This is a genomic window from Pseudomonas sp. BS-2016 (genome assembly GCF_001806145.1).
Taxonomy (GTDB): Bacteria; Pseudomonadota; Gammaproteobacteria; order Pseudomonadales; family Pseudomonadaceae; genus Aquipseudomonas; species Aquipseudomonas lundensis.
On record NZ_MLCT01000043.1, the window covers coordinates 1 to 13,966 of the forward strand.

The window sequence follows — 13,966 nt, forward strand, 5'->3', positions numbered from 1 at the left end:
KTTTTACCAGATGCTCAAGCGGCTTCACATCAAACTCAACGAGCAAGGGTTAATTGATCTGGAGACCTGGATGATTGACTACACCGCAGTACGAGCAACCCGAGCCTCATCTGGTGCTGGGAAAAAAGGGGGGCTGAAGAACCGCAAGATCACGCGCTCGGGCGCAGCCGGGGCGGCCTGACCACCAAAATCCATATGCTGTGCGATGCCAACGGTGTCCCGCTGAAATTTCTATTATCCGGTGGACAGGCCAGTGACATTGCTTACGCTCAGCCGTTGCTCGACGAAGCGTACATCCCCAGCTTGCGCGGTCGCCCTCGCAAACGCTGCCGATGGTTGCTGGCGGACAAAGGCTATGACGCTGAAGCGTTGCGTCGCTACTGCGACCGGTATCGGATGCAGCCGGTGATTCCTCTGCGCAGTATGAAGCGCAAACCTAAGCCGGGGTTACCGAGACTGTTTGATCGTCCCAAGTACCGACAGCGCAATATCATCGAGCGTATGTTTGGCTGGCTGAAGGAGAACCACCGCATCGTCACACGCTTCGACAAACTTGCGAAAAGTTATGGGGCGATGGTTTCGTTGGCCTGTGCTATGCGGTGTTTACGAGATTAATTTTTGTACAAAATCTAATACTCGCTATAACTTAAATAGACAGATAGCGAGCCGATATTGTCTGAGACATCGCCGTCGTTTATGCGAAAGTATAATATCCCGTCTCTATCGATTCCTTTTACTGCACCGCAATCGGCTACAGGAAATGGCTCTTCGTTACCAATTTTTGCAATGAGTTGTCCTGCCAACGCCCCTTCTCCATGGAAGGGGGAATTTTTATTGCCTGCTACTGGATCGTACTTATTTCCCTTTAGGGAGCAAGATGCCGAGGGATCTGATTTGTTGTAACTCCATTCCCCACCTGCATCCCCTATGCTTATAGATTTTCTTACGCCTTTTATTAAGCAGTATTGAGTCGCCTGCCATTCTTGATTTGCATATATTGTTACTTGATCAGCTTTTATTGTTTTAATCGGGATCATTTTATTTTGCTCCGAAGTTTCGAACATGATCCTTATGGACTTTAGAGCGTTATTGCTAATAGGGGAACTGTCATTAATGACAGGTAACACTACCATTTATCCGAAATAAAACTATAGGGGCACTGTTTGTTTTGGGTGCGGTGCGTATTCGTCACCTGCTGTCGAGCCTGCGCGCGCAACAGCGATTGTTTCGCGGTGCCGTCTCACGCTAATCCTTACTGGCACCCACATGTGGTTCATTCTGGAAAGCTTACCCGCCTTGCCGCAAAAGGCGTTCAGCAAAGAAGGGGATCAGTGGGTCAGAGGCTTACAATCGAGGATGCCGGGGCCGTGATCGCATCCAAACGCCAGGAGGGCATCTCCGCGGATAGACCGGGCGGTCCCGCGATCGATGGGCGTGCAGACTTCAGGGGCAGCCTTGGTATTTCGGCTTGAGCGTGGGATTGATCCGCAGGGGATCGTCCGCCGCCCATTCCCATTGGCTGTCCAACTCCTGAGCCACACAGTCAACACTCATGCCGGGAAGCAGGGTGCAATACGTTTGTCTGGGCACGTAATGCAGGGTGGGATTGTCGAGGGGGCGATCAGCGCGGGTGACGAATGCCAAGGCGTCTTCAATGCCGGTAATGTTAACGACGTTGGCTTCACCGGCCTGTTCGAATTTCAAGAGAAATGTCACTACAGCGTTCCTTGTCTAGCGGAACCTCGCTACGAGGCGCCATGTTAATGACACCTCGTAGCGTAGTCTCTTAGCGGAAGGTCTGTAGTGTTCGGGTCGGCATTTCTGTGAGAACGGTTGACCCGGTGCTTTAGCTGCCTTTTGCCGTAACGATGCTGGCCACCAGCCGGGGCTGGCAATTGAGGTAAGCCGAGGACTGCAGCCAGCGTTTGTCGGGGTACCAGGCGAACATGAACTGTCCGTCCTTGAGTTTGTCTACCACTTTACGCGCCACCTGTGGGCGAACCGCTGGGCAGCCCTGGCTGCGGCCGATGCGCCCTTGGCGCTCGCTCCAGAGTGGATTCACGTAGCTGGCGGCATGAATCACAATCGCCCGGTCGCGTGCCCGGTCGTTGATGCCGGGCTCAAGGCCATCCATGCGCAACGAGTAGCCATGGGTGCCTTTGTAGCTTTCCTGGGTGCGGAACAAGCCCAGGCTGGACTGGTAGCTGCCTTCGTCATTGGAAAATTGGGTGGCGAAGTTTTCCCCGGAGTTTTGCCCGTGGGCCACCAGGTCACGCAATACCAAGCGTTTGCTTTGCAGGTCGAAGATCCACAGTCGGCGCGCTGTAGAAGGCTGCGAGTAGTCAATCACGGCCAGATGGCGTGCCTGACTGGCGCCATTGTTCACGGCGCATTGCATGGCGCTGATGGCACTTTTTAGTGCTTGGGGATTGAGTTCTGGTGCTGCCTGGGCGAGGCTGTTGAACAGTACCGGTGTAGAGGGGCTGGCGGCGAACGCAGGGCTGCAAAGCGTGCCCAGGGTCGCGGCGGCCAGACAAAGCCGTCGCAGGAAAGTCAGCATAGGTCGAGGATTCTCACTGATGTATTGGCTCCAGATGCCCCGTCCAGACAGCTACTTGCCTGTGTAAAACCGACGGGTGTTACGGTTATCCATCAACCATGATGGCCATGGATTGGAGTAAAGCAGTTGATCAAAAAACACGCATGTTACTTGAGCATTGCTTTGCTCGCAGCGCCATTGGTCGTTCTGGCCGATGAGGTGCCTGTGGACCCCGCGACGATGATTCAGGTTGCGCTCACAGATTTGCCCCGCGAATGCCCCACGCTGGCCCCGCGGATCAAGCCCGCCGACCAGCAATGGCTGCAGGCGTTTTATCAAACTCAGCAGTATCAGCCGCTGTGGTCAGTGGACGGCCGTCTGGCCGCGTTGCAGACCGAACTGCCCACGCTGGCCGACGATGGGCTGGACCCGGCGCATTACCCGTTGCCTAAAGAGCAGGGGGTGTGCGCTGACATCGACACCAGTTTCCAATACCTGCAAGCCTTGCAGGACCTGCATTTCGGTCGTCTGAACCCATCACGTTTCGAGCCTGTATGGCACTCCGGCGATGAAGCGCCGGACCGACAGGCCGAGATTCTGGCGATTGCCGGGCCGGGGTTGCAGGACATACGCAGCGCGTTCGACAAGGCGCGCCCTGCGCTGGAGCGCTACCAGAACCTGCGCAAAGTCTATGCCCGCGAACGCGTGCGGCCGCTGCCTCACTGGCCTGTAGTGGGGCAGGGGCAATTGCTCAAACCTGGCATGCAGGACCCGCGGGTGCCCGTGCTTGCTGAGCGCATGCTGAGCGAGGGCTATCTGGATCACCTGCCCAAGCCCACAAACACGACTTACGGCCCGGAACTGGCCGCCGCCGTGAAGAGCTTTCAGCTGGATCATTCACTGCAAGCCGATGGTGTCATCGGGCCGGGTACGCTGAAAGAGATGAACGTCAGTGCGCAGGCGCGCCGGGATCAATTGCGCATTAACCTGGAACGATTTCGCTGGATGGCGCAGGACTTCGAACCCACCAGCCTGCTGGTCAACGTGCCGGCCGCGTTGCTGATGGTCTATCAAAATGGCGTGCCGGTCTGGCAAACCCGCACGCAGGTGGGCAGGCCCGACCGGCAAACACCACTGCTCAAATCCCGCGTCACCCGCTTGACCCTCAACCCCACCTGGACCATCCCGCCGACCATTTTCAAGCAAGACAAACTGCCGCAAATTCGCCGCGATCAGTCGTACCTGGCGCGTCATGACCTGCAAGTGCTCGACAGCAGCGGTCGGCAGCTTTCACCACAAGAGGTGAACTGGGAGCGTCCGGGCAACATCCTGCTGCGCCAGGGCGCAGGTCCGCGCAATCCGTTGGGCAAGATCGTGGTGCGTTTCCCCAATCCGTTCGCCGTGTATTTGCACGACACCCCCAGCCAGGCGCTGTTCAGCAAGGCACCGCGGGCCTTCAGTTCTGGGTGTGTAAGGGTGGAGTCGGCGTTCGAACTGCGGGACTGGCTGGTCAACCCTGCCGAAAAAGCCCGTACTGAAGAATTGCTCAGCACGGGGCGCACCCATGAGTTCCGGCTGGAACAGCCGATGCCGATCTTGATGACGTACTGGACGGCCCAGGCCGACAAAGACGGCAAGATCACGTATGCGCCGGATGTTTACGATCACGATCCTGGGTTGATCGCGGCACTGGCGAGCAAGTCAAAAGCCGACTGAAATCGCCTGCAGGGTTCAATAAGGGGTGGCATGCACCCCTTTATCGAGGACGGCTCACCCTTGTGACGCCCTGAACGCCCGCTTTACTATGGCCCCCCCCCTATTTTCCCCAAGAGATAACCGCATGAACGGCTGGCCGGACACACGCTTCATCGACTTGGCAGGCATTGCCGCCCCCCTGATTCAAGCCCCGATGTTGGGGGCGGGTGCCGACGTGATGATCGGTGTGGCGAAGGCGGGCGGTTTGGGTTCACTGGCCTGTGCCACCCTGGATCTGGCGACGATTCGCAGCGAAGTCGCAGCCTTTCGTGACGCATGCGACAAGCCCTTGAACCTCAACTTCTTCTGCCATGTGACGCCTGTTGCCGATGCCCAACGGGCTCAGCAGTGGAAGACGCTGTTCAAGGGGTACTACGACGAACTCGGCGCCGACTTCGATGCGCCCACACCCGTGTCCAGCCGTGCGCCGTTTGACGACGCCACCTGCGCCCTCGTCGAGCAGTTGCGACCGGAAATTGTCAGCTTCCACTTCGGCTTGCCCGCACCGGCGCTGGTGGCGCGGGTCAAAGCATGCGGCGCCAAAATACTGAGCTCCGCCACCACGGTCGAGGAAGCGCAGTGGCTCGAACGCCATGGCTGCGACGCGATCATTGCCATGGGGTACGAAGCCGGTGGCCACCGGGCAATGTTTTTGAGCGATGAACTGACCACCCAGATCGGCACGTTCGCCCTGGTGCCGCAGATCGTCGATGCGGTTTCGGTCCCGGTAATCGCCGCCGGGGGCATTGCTGATGCGCGCGGGATTGCAGCAGCGTTTGCCTTGGGGGCGAGCGCGGTGCAAATCGGTACGGCCTACCTGTTTTGCCCGCAAGCCACAGTGACTCACCCCCATCGGCGGGCGTTGCGTGAAGCCACGTCGAGCCAGACCGCGTTGACCAATCTGTTCACCGGGCGGCCTGCGCGCGGCATCGTCAATCGGGTGATGCGCGAGATGGGCCCGATGCATCCTCAGGCCCCGGCCTTTCCACTGGCAGGCGGGGTTCTGTTGCCGCTCAAGGCCAAAACCGAACCCCAGGGCTCGGGGGATTTCATCAACCTGTGGGCCGGCCAGGCATTTACTTTGAGTCCGGGGCGCGCTGCCGACCTGTCGTCCTATGAGCTCACGAAAAGACTGGTCGACGATTACGCGGCCCGCCGTCCAGTTTGATCAGGCGCTGTGCGGCTGGGCACGGTAGCGGGTTTGCGCCACATGACCTGCGGCGCGAATCAGCAAACCGATCGAACCGAGCACTGGCACACTCACCAGCAACAAACTGTAACGCAGTGACTCAAGGCCAAACGCCGGCTGCAACGCATCACTGAGCAACCCGGCCAGCAGCGGGCCGGCGCCAATACCCAGCAAGGTCGACACAATGGTCTGCAAGGCCATGGCCGTGCCGCGTCGGCTGGCGGGCACCAGTTGCGTCACCAGGTTGTATGACGGCGCCACCCACCACACGGCAAAAAAACTGTAAAGCGCGCACCACAGCATGGCCCCGGGGACCGGCAGGCTCCCCAGTTGCACCAACACGGTGTCCGGCCACAACAAATACGCCACCAACGCCGCCAGCGCCGCGACGTGCCCGATGATCGGGATGCTCACCTGCCAGTGCGGGTTGCGTGGCGTCAGGCGGTCACTCAGCCAACCGCTGAACAGCGCGCCGATGCCCGCAACACCGCCACCAATCACACCGGCCAACAACCCCGCATGTTGCAGCGACAAACCGTGGGAGCGCACCAGAAAACTGGTGTTCCACATGCCAATGGCGTACGCACTCAGGGTGCACAAACCGCCCGCCAGGATCAGGCAGCGGTAGGCGGGAATGGCCCATAACGCGCGTGCTTCCCCGCCTAAACTTTGCAACGGATGAGCGGCGTGCACACCGGCCAGGTCCCAGCGCCCGCGAGCCGGGTCTTTGACCACAAACGCCAGCACGGTTGAGAACAGCAGCGCTGGCAGGCCAATGGCGATAAACGCGGTGCGCCAGCCATAGTGTTCAACCACCCACGCGCCCAAACTGAGCCCGATCACCGCCGAAAAGGTCGGCGCCGCGGTAAAACAGCTGATCGCAAAGGAGCGGCGGTGGGGCGGGTAGAGGTCGGCAATGATCGACATGGATGCGGACGTGGTGGGTGACTCGCTCACCGCTACCGCCATGCGCGCCAGTGCCAGCATCCAGAAGCTCACCGCCAGCCCGCAGGCCATGGTTGCGATCGCCCACAACAGACACGCCACGGCCAGCAGGCGGGTGCGCGACATGCGATCGGCCAGACGCCCGGCGGGCAGGCCGAGCAGGGCATACACACCGGCAAACGCCAGGCCCGATATCAGGCCCAGCGCGGTGTCACCCACGCCGAACTCGCGTTTGACCGGTTCAATCATGACCGCCAGAATCTGCCGCCCGACAAAGTTGTCAGCGAAGATGGCGGCCAGTAATAACAGCAGGCCATGGCTGCGCCAGCCGACATGGGCGTTGGGCATTGTCGATTCTCTGTCCGCTGAACACACCGTAAGCGCCGGCAACCCCTGAAGGGCTCAGGCGCGTTGACGGGCCAGGGTCATGGCCGTGTCTTCGATCATGTCCTCCTGACCGCCGACCATGCCGCGACGCCCCATTTCCACCAGAATCTCCCGGGCAGGCACGCCATACTTTTTCTCGGCGCGTTTGGCAAACAGCAAAAACGATCCATACACCCCGGCGTAACCCATGGTCAGCGCGTCGCGGTCGCTGCGAATCGGGAAGTCCATGATCGGCACCACCAAGTCTTCGGCCACGTCCTGTATGCCGAACACGCTGACGCCGGTCTCGATGCCCATGCGATCACACACCGCCACCAGAATTTCCATGGGCGTATTGCCTGCGCCTGCGCCAAGCCCGGCCGCCGCTGCGTCAATCCGCGTGGCGCCGGCGGCGATGGCAGCGATGGAATTGGACACCCCCATCGACAAATTGTGGTGGCCATGAAAGCCGATCTCGGTGTCCGGGTGCAGGGCGGCGCGCAAGGCACTCACGCGGGCACTGATGTCGTGGGGCAGCATGTAACCGGCAGAGTCAGTGAGGTACACGCAATTGGCGCCAAAGCTTTCCATCAGCTTGCCTTGCTTGACCAACCCTTCAGGGCTGTTCATGTGCGCCATCATCAGGAACCCGACGGTGTCCATGCCCAGTTTGCGGGCATAGGCAATGTGCTGTTCCGACACGTCGGCTTCGGTGCAATGAGTCGCGACCCGAATCGTGTTAACCCCCAGCTCATGGGCCATTTGCAAGTGGTCCACGGTGCCGATGCCGGGCAGCAACAGCGCCGAGACCCTGGCGTTTTTCATCATCGGGATCACGGCCGACAGGTACTGCTCATCGGTGTGGGCCGGGAAACCATAATTGACCGAACTGCCGCCCAGGCCGTCGCCGTGGGTCACTTCAATCAGCGGCACCCCCGCAGCGTCGAGGCCGCAGGCAATGTCTTTCATCTGTTGCAGGCTGATCTGATGACGCTTGGGGTGCATGCCGTCGCGCAGGCACATGTCATGCACGGTGATTTTTTTGCCGCGAAGGTCCATGGTCGGCTCCTTAAACGAGGGCGGGTTGCGGGGCGTGGGCGTGCAGTTGCAGGTCGCCCTTGAGGAGTTGCTCGGCAAACATCTCTGCGGTTCGCGCCGCCGCTGCCGTCATGATGTCGAGGTTGCCAGCGTACGTGGGCAAGAAGTCGCCCAAGCCTTCGACCTCCATAAAGATCGACACCCGGTTGCCGTCAAACACCGGCCCGTTGACCAGTTTGTAACCCGGTACGTACTGCTGCACCTGGGTAATCATCTGGGCAATGGCCTGGCTGATCGCGGCCTGGTCCGGTTCGGTCTCGGTCAGGCAATGCACCGTGTCGCGCATGATCAGCGGGGGCTCGGCCGGGTTGACAATGATGATGGCCTTGCCTTTTTTGGCACCGCCCACCTGCTCGATGGCGCGGGCGGTGGTGCGGGTAAATTCGTCAATGTTTTTGCGCGTGCCGGGGCCTACGGACTTGGAGGCTGCCGTGGCGACAATTTCGGCATAGGCCACGGGCTGGACGCTGGACACCGCTGCCACCAGCGGGATCGTCGCTTGCCCGCCGCAGGTCACCATGTTGACGTTCATCGCGCCGCGTTCGAGGTTGGCCGCCAGGTTGACCGGCGGCACGCAGTAGGGGCCGATGGCGGCCGGGGTGAGGTCGATCATCAGCACGCCCAGCTCATTGAGCTTGCGGCTGTTTTCGGCATGCACGTAGGCCGAGGTCGCATCGAAGGCAATCTGGATGTTGTCGCTCAGCACATGGGGTAACAGGCCATCCACGCCGTCACTGGTGGTGTTGAGCCCCATGTCCCGGGCCCGCACCAACCCCTCGGACGTGGCGTCGATGCCCACCATCCACACCGGTTCCAACACCTCGCTGCGCAACAGTTTGTAAAGCAGGTCGGTGCCGATGTTGCCGGGCCCGATCAGGGCACATTTGATCTTTTTGGTCATCATTGAGCTCTCGATCACAGGTTCAGGACACAAAACGCAGGCGGGCGCTGCCCAGCCCGCTGAGGGTCAGGCTGACGTCATCCCCCGGCAGCACGGGCACCAGCGGTGCCAGGGCGCCGGAAAGAATGATTTCGCCTTTGCGAAACGGGATGTCGAACTGACCCAGCGTATTGGCCAGCCACGCCACGGCTTCACAGGGATGGCCCTGAACCGCAGACCCCAGGCCCTGGCCTGCGGGCTGACCGTTTTTGCGCAAGTTCAATTGCACCTTGGACAAGTCCAGCTCCCGGGGGTTAATGCGTTCATCCCCCAGCGCGAAGACCCCGCACGACGCGTTGTCGGCCACGGTGTCCTGAATGCGGATGTTCCAGTCGACAATGCGTGAATCGACGATTTCAAAGCACGGCGCGACCCAGTGCGTGGCGGCCATTACGTCATCAGCGGTGATGCCCGGCCCGTGCAGGTCTTGCCCGAGCATGAAGGCAATTTCGCCTTCGGCCCGGGGTTGCACTAACCGGTGGGTTTCAAAACTCACGTCACTGTCATTACCGACCTGCATGCGATCGGTCAAAAAGCCGAAATCGGGTTGATGCACGTCGAGCATCTCTTGCACCGCGCGGCTGGTTACCCCGATTTTCTTGCCGACAACCTGTTCGCCCAAGGCTTGGCGGCGCTGCAAGAAGCGCAGGGAGATGTGGTAAGCCGTTTCCAGCGTCAGGCCCGGGTAGCGTTGCGTCAGCGGCGCCACGCTGCGGCGTTCGCGCAGGGCGTGAAACAACTCATCGCCCAGCGCTTCAATCAGTTTGCTGTCCATAAATGTTCTCTCTGGGCCCGTTGTCGCGGCCTGTACACCCGATGACCTGGGCAGGGGGTGGCGGGCTCAGCCCGGCCACACGCTCGATTCGGCGCCGCCGTCCACTTCAAGGATTTTCCCGGTGACCCAGCGCGAGGCCGGGGAGGCGAGGTACAGCGCTGCGGCGGCAATGTCGTCAGGTTCGCCGAGGCTGTGCAGCGGAGTCGCCTTGATCATGCTTTCGCGCATGGGCACCGGCAGCACGCGGTTCAGGGCATCGGTGAGGATTGGTCCCGGTGCAATCGCGTTGACCCGCACCTGCGGCGCGAAATCCTGTGCCAGCAAGCGCGTCATATGGCTCAGGGCGGCTTTGGCGGTGCCATAGGCGCTGAACTGGGTTTGTGCGTAACGGGCAGCACCGGAGGTGATGTTGATGATGTTGCCACCGCCCGCGTCGCGCATGTGCGGCACGCACAGCTGAGTCAAGTGGTACGCCGAGGACACGTTGAAACGCATGATCTCTTCGAAGCGCTCAACGGTCAGGGTCAACGGGTCATTGGGCCCGGCGCCTCCGGCGTTGTTGACCAGATGAGTGATACGGCCCATGTGCTCGCGCGCCCGGGTGATCAGGGCGGCGCGTTGTTCCGCGTCATTCACGTCGCACTGCACGGCCAGGGCGCGTCGCCCCAGGTCGCGCACGGCGTCGGCCACGGCTTCGACATCGCTCAGGGTGCGAGCCGCCAGTACCACGTCGGCACCTGCCTGGGCATAGGCCAGCGCAATGGCGCGGCCGATACCACGCCCGCCGCCGGTGATGACGGCCACGCTGCCAGTGAGGGTAAAGCGTTGAATGATGTCCATGAATATCCCTTGTTTTTGTTATCCGAAGGCCTGTGCATTCTGCACACGGCTCAGCGTGGCGCCCACAGGTCGGGCAGGCCGGGATCGCTGGCGGCAATCAGGCGCTTGAGCAGCACCTTCAGGGCTTGCGCGTCGCCGGGGCCGAGTTTGGCCGACAGGTTTTCTTCGACCGCCTTGGCCAGCGCCAATTGTTGCAACGAGGTCTCGCGGCCCGTGGCGGTCAGCACATAACGCGGCGCCTGGTGACTGCCCTCGACGGCCACCAGGTTTTGTTTCTCCAGAAAACGCATGCTGGCGGCCGTCACGACGTGGCCGGTGTAGCTGACGAAGGTGTTGATCTCCGACAGGCTCAGGTTGTCGCGGATGCACAGCACCGAGAGGATGAAAAACGCGTGCTCGTCCAGTTGCTGATTGCTCAGCAAGCGGTGCAGCGCATCCAGCAATTGGTAGTGCGCACGGCCGAGCAAGTACCCGAGCAAATCTTCGGTGTAGCTGCACTCGGGGGGCGGCGGGGTGGTGGCCAGGCGCAATTCACTGCGCGGTTTGCGCGTGGCCAGCGCGTACTGCCCGCTCTGGAACGCCAGCGGTGCGCGGTCGCTGTGATCGAAGGCGAGCACTTCACCGACAAAAATCACGTGGTCGCCGCCTTCGTACTGGAACGCGGTGCGGCACTGAAAACGTGCGGTGCAGTCCTGTAACAGCGGTGCCTCGCTGATGCCGTTGTCGAGCTGGATTTCCGCGAACTTGTTCTCGCCCTGCATGGCAAAACGACCTGACAGCGGCTCCTGCTCGGTGGAGAGCACGTGCACATTCCAGTGTTTGCCGCTGGTAAAGACCGGCAGGCTGCGCGCGGTCTTGGCCAGGCTCCACAACACCAATGGCGGGTTGAGCGAGACCGAGTTGAAGCTGTTGGCGGTAATACCGATGGGCGAGCCGTCTTGGGCCTGGGTGGTGATGATCGTCACCCCGGTGGTGAACGTGCCCAGCGCCGTGCGGAATGCCTGCGGGTCGAAGCTGCTTTGCATTGCCATGACGAACCTCATGGATTGAATTTTCGTACGTGCAGTATTCGCCGCCAGGCCACGGGCTACATCGTCTCAACGGACTAACGAAGGCGGCCGATTATCGTCCGATCGGACGAGGCGTCGGGCGCCCCGATTGGCTAGTTTCCGAGGCATTGACCCACCCGCAGCCTCTTTCACAGGACTCGCCCATGACGTTCACTCAGATCACTCCCGAGCAACTGCCGCAGTTGCTACAGGCACAAAAAGCCGCGTTTGTCGCCCATGGCCCGGTCAGCGCCCAACAGCGTCGCGAACGCCTGCAACGGGTGATCGAGTTGCTGGTGCGTTATCAGCAGCCGCTGGTGGACGCCATGGACGCGGACTTTGGCGGGCGCCCGCAAGGGTTCTCGCTGATGAACGACGTGATCGGTTCGCTGGCCTCACTCAAGTACGCCCGCGACCACCTTGAGCACTGGATGCAAGACGAGCCGCGCGAGGTGTTTTCACCCTATGACCAGTTGGGCGCCAAGGCGTGGGTCATGCACCAGCCCAAGGGCAGCGTCGGCATCATCGGCACCTGGAATGCGCCACTCTTTACCTTGCTCAGCCCGTTGGCGTGTGTGCTGGCGGCGGGTAATCGGGCCATTCTCAAACCGTCCGAGGTGGTGCCGCGCACCGCCGCCGTGGTGGCGCAAGCGTTTGCCGAGCTGTTCGATCCCCTTGAAGTGGCGGTGGTCAACGGGGATGCCGAGTTGGCGCAGGTCTTCACCTCGCAGCCGTTCGATCATCTGGTGTTCACCGGCAGCACGGCCGTGGCGCGCTCGGTGATGCGCAACGCAGCCTTGAATCTGGTGCCGCTGACGCTGGAGTTGGGCGGTAAATCGCCGGTGATCATCTCGCGCACCGCCGATCTGGCCAAAGCGGCGTTCAGCATTGCCGCCGCCAAGGCCAATAACGGCGGGCAGATTTGCATCAACCCCGATGTGGTGTACGTGCCGCAGGGGTTGCTGGACGATTTTCTGGGAGCGCTGCGCACCGCTTACGGTGAGCTGTTCTCGCGCATCGAAGACAACCCGGACGTGGTGGCGGTGATTAACGCCCGGCACTTGCAGCGGGTCGAAGGCTACGTGCAGGACGCCCGAGATCGCGGCGCCCGCATCGAAAGCTATCCGCAGCCGCTGGCAGTGGATGAGCAGCAGCGCCGACGGCCGCTGCAGGTGGTGGTCAATCCACCCCGCGACAGCCAGATCCTGCACGAAGAAATCTTTGGCCCGGCGCTGGTGGTGCTGCCGTACGTGCAGCTCGACGAGGCGCTGGCCGACATTCACAGCCGTGAGCGGCCATTGGCCTTGTATTACTTCGGCCAAAACGAAGAGGAACAGCGCTACGTGCTGCAACACACCCATTCCGGCGGGGTGACGATCAATGACGTGATGATGCACGCCGCCCTGCACGATGCGCCTTTCGGTGGCATTGGCGCGTCCGGCATGGGGCATTATCACGGCCGCGAGGGTTTTCTCGAATTCAGCCACATGCGCACGGTGTTCAAGGCACCTGCCCATGATCCGCGTCGCGAGTGGGGCTTGTTGCCGCCCTATGGCGAGCACTTTTTGCCGACGATGCAATCGATGGTCACGGCCGATTGATGGTCGCGCGCTCGGCCCTGAAAACAACAATAAATTCGGAGAATGACTGTGCAAGAGACGCCTGTGCTCACTGACGAACTGCCAACCGCTGTCGGCTGGCCGCGCCGCCACGTACTCAAGGCCGGGGCCGTGGCAGTGGGGGCCGGGTTGCTGGGGCGCTTTGCCCAAGCGGCTGACAGCCCCGCGTTGTCCCAGGCCGATTATGTGCAGATGGACGCCTGGCGCATGGCGCAGGCCGTGCGTCAGGGCGAGGTCAGCCCGCAGGCGTTACTGGCAGCGGCCATGGCCCGTTGCGATGCCGTCAACCCCAGGGTCAAGGCGGTCAACCTGCGCCATGACGACTACGCGCAGGCGTTGCTCAAAGCGCGTGAGGCCAGCGCCACGTCAACCTCCGGCAGCCTGGCCGGGGTGCCGATTCTGATCAAGGACCTCAATACCTACCTGCAAGGCACGCCCACCACCCATGGCTGCCGTCTGTTCAAAGACGCCGCTGCCGCGCCGCATACCAGTACCCTGATTGCCCGTTATCAAGCCGCGGGGGCGGTGCCGTTCGGCAAGACCACCTGCCCGGAGTTCGGCTTGACCACGACCACCGAATCCCTGCTGTGGGGGCAAACCTGCAACCCGTGGAATCTGGCCATGAGTGCCGGGGGTTCCTCCGGCGGTGCGGCCGCAGCCGTAGCGGCCGGGATTGTGCCCGTCGCCCATGCCACGGACGGTGGCGGTTCGATTCGCATCCCGGCCTCCTATTGCGGGCTGGTAGGCCTCAAGCCCGGCCGTTACCGCACCCCCAGCGGCCCCGGCAAGTTCGAAGGTTGGTTCGGGGCCAGCGTCGGCAATGTGGTGTCGCGAAACGTGCGGGACATGGC

Annotated in this window: 13 protein-coding genes and 1 pseudogene; 5 read left to right on the forward strand and 9 right to left on the reverse strand. The window is 61.5% G+C overall.

All coding sequences use genetic code 11. The features are described 5' to 3' along the window. Positions 1-615, forward strand: a pseudogene (locus BKD70_RS21970) (IS5 family transposase); the annotation flags it as partial. 14 nt (positions 616-629) lie between these two features. Here the strand turns inward: BKD70_RS21970 and BKD70_RS24880 are convergent. The 3 genes from BKD70_RS24880 to BKD70_RS21980 form a co-directional block, all read right to left on the reverse strand. Continuing rightward, a complete protein-coding gene (locus BKD70_RS24880; RefSeq protein WP_139047506.1) occupies positions 630-1,064 on the reverse strand; it encodes a hypothetical protein in 435 nt (144 codons plus the stop codon). 379 nt (positions 1,065-1,443) lie between these two features. Further along, on the reverse strand, positions 1,444-1,716 hold the full coding sequence (locus BKD70_RS21975; RefSeq protein WP_047274635.1) for a hypothetical protein: 273 nt from the start codon (positions 1,714-1,716) through the stop codon (positions 1,444-1,446). Positions 1,717-1,846: 130 nt separating this feature from the next. Continuing rightward, positions 1,847-2,560 (reverse strand): murein L,D-transpeptidase catalytic domain family protein, encoded by a 714-nt coding sequence (locus tag BKD70_RS21980; protein WP_047274634.1) that lies wholly within the window; start codon positions 2,558-2,560, stop codon positions 1,847-1,849. 126 nt (positions 2,561-2,686) lie between these two features. Here BKD70_RS21980 and BKD70_RS21985 point away from each other — a divergent pair, with 126 nt between their 5' ends. Next, positions 2,687-4,255: a murein L,D-transpeptidase gene (locus BKD70_RS21985; RefSeq protein ID WP_047274633.1), complete on the forward strand. Its 1,569-nt coding sequence runs from the start codon at positions 2,687-2,689 to the stop codon at positions 4,253-4,255. 124 nt (positions 4,256-4,379) lie between these two features. Next, positions 4,380-5,462, forward strand: a complete 1,083-nt coding sequence (locus tag BKD70_RS21990) for a nitronate monooxygenase family protein (protein ID WP_047274632.1) — start codon at positions 4,380-4,382, stop codon at positions 5,460-5,462. On the opposite strand, the gene BKD70_RS21995 is transcribed toward BKD70_RS21990, so the two are convergent. The 6 genes from BKD70_RS21995 to BKD70_RS22020 all read right to left on the reverse strand — a co-directional run bounded on the left by BKD70_RS21995 (position 5,463) and on the right by BKD70_RS22020 (position 11,478). Then, positions 5,463-6,776, reverse strand: coding sequence for an MFS transporter (locus BKD70_RS21995; RefSeq protein WP_047274631.1), 1,314 nt, complete (start codon positions 6,774-6,776; stop codon positions 5,463-5,465). Between the two features lie 54 nt (positions 6,777-6,830). Then, the gene (dmpG, locus tag BKD70_RS22000) at positions 6,831-7,853 is read right to left on the reverse strand and encodes a 4-hydroxy-2-oxovalerate aldolase (RefSeq protein WP_047274630.1); all 1,023 of its coding nucleotides are present in this window, start codon (positions 7,851-7,853) and stop codon (positions 6,831-6,833) included. Positions 7,854-7,863: 10 nt separating this feature from the next. After that, complete coding sequence (locus BKD70_RS22005; RefSeq protein WP_047274643.1) at positions 7,864-8,793, reverse strand: acetaldehyde dehydrogenase (acetylating); 930 nt, start codon at positions 8,791-8,793, stop codon at positions 7,864-7,866. A gap of 22 nt (positions 8,794-8,815) precedes the next feature. Beyond that, on the reverse strand, positions 8,816-9,607 hold the full coding sequence (locus BKD70_RS22010; protein ID WP_047274629.1) for a fumarylacetoacetate hydrolase family protein: 792 nt from the start codon (positions 9,605-9,607) through the stop codon (positions 8,816-8,818). 66 nt (positions 9,608-9,673) lie between these two features. After that, on the reverse strand, positions 9,674-10,447 hold the full coding sequence (locus tag BKD70_RS22015; protein WP_047274628.1) for a glucose 1-dehydrogenase: 774 nt from the start codon (positions 10,445-10,447) through the stop codon (positions 9,674-9,676). Between the two features lie 50 nt (positions 10,448-10,497). Continuing rightward, positions 10,498-11,478 (reverse strand): flavin reductase family protein, encoded by a 981-nt coding sequence (locus tag BKD70_RS22020; protein WP_047274627.1) that lies wholly within the window; start codon positions 11,476-11,478, stop codon positions 10,498-10,500. A gap of 146 nt (positions 11,479-11,624) precedes the next feature. Here BKD70_RS22020 and BKD70_RS22025 point away from each other — a divergent pair, with 146 nt between their 5' ends. Together BKD70_RS22025 and BKD70_RS22030 are read left to right on the forward strand one after the other, a co-directional pair. After that, entirely contained in the window at positions 11,625-13,097 is a 1,473-nt protein-coding gene (locus tag BKD70_RS22025) for a coniferyl aldehyde dehydrogenase (protein WP_256543179.1), read from the forward strand. Positions 13,098-13,139: 42 nt separating this feature from the next. Continuing rightward, the coding region (locus tag BKD70_RS22030) for an amidase family protein (RefSeq protein WP_371914016.1) at positions 13,140-13,966 on the forward strand (827 nt) is incomplete at its 3' end.

What these genes read in the sequence shown, in the direction of transcription:
- BKD70_RS24880 (WP_139047506.1), bottom strand. Translation starts at nt 1,064, where the DNA reads ATGTTCGAAACTTCGGAGCAAAATAAAATGATCCCGATTAAAACAATA.
- BKD70_RS21980 (WP_047274634.1), bottom strand. Translation starts at nt 2,560, where the DNA reads ATGCTGACTTTCCTGCGACGGCTTTGTCTGGCCGCCGCGACCCTGGGC.
- BKD70_RS21990 (WP_047274632.1), top strand. Translation starts at nt 4,380, where the DNA reads ATGAACGGCTGGCCGGACACACGCTTCATCGACTTGGCAGGCATTGCC.
- BKD70_RS21995 (WP_047274631.1), bottom strand. Translation starts at nt 6,776, where the DNA reads ATGCCCAACGCCCATGTCGGCTGGCGCAGCCATGGCCTGCTGTTATTA.
- dmpG (WP_047274630.1), bottom strand. Translation starts at nt 7,853, where the DNA reads ATGGACCTTCGCGGCAAAAAAATCACCGTGCATGACATGTGCCTGCGC.
- BKD70_RS22005 (WP_047274643.1), bottom strand. Translation starts at nt 8,793, where the DNA reads ATGACCAAAAAGATCAAATGTGCCCTGATCGGGCCCGGCAACATCGGC.
- BKD70_RS22010 (WP_047274629.1), bottom strand. Translation starts at nt 9,607, where the DNA reads ATGGACAGCAAACTGATTGAAGCGCTGGGCGATGAGTTGTTTCACGCC.
- BKD70_RS22015 (WP_047274628.1), bottom strand. Translation starts at nt 10,447, where the DNA reads ATGGACATCATTCAACGCTTTACCCTCACTGGCAGCGTGGCCGTCATC.
- BKD70_RS22020 (WP_047274627.1), bottom strand. Translation starts at nt 11,478, where the DNA reads ATGGCAATGCAAAGCAGCTTCGACCCGCAGGCATTCCGCACGGCGCTG.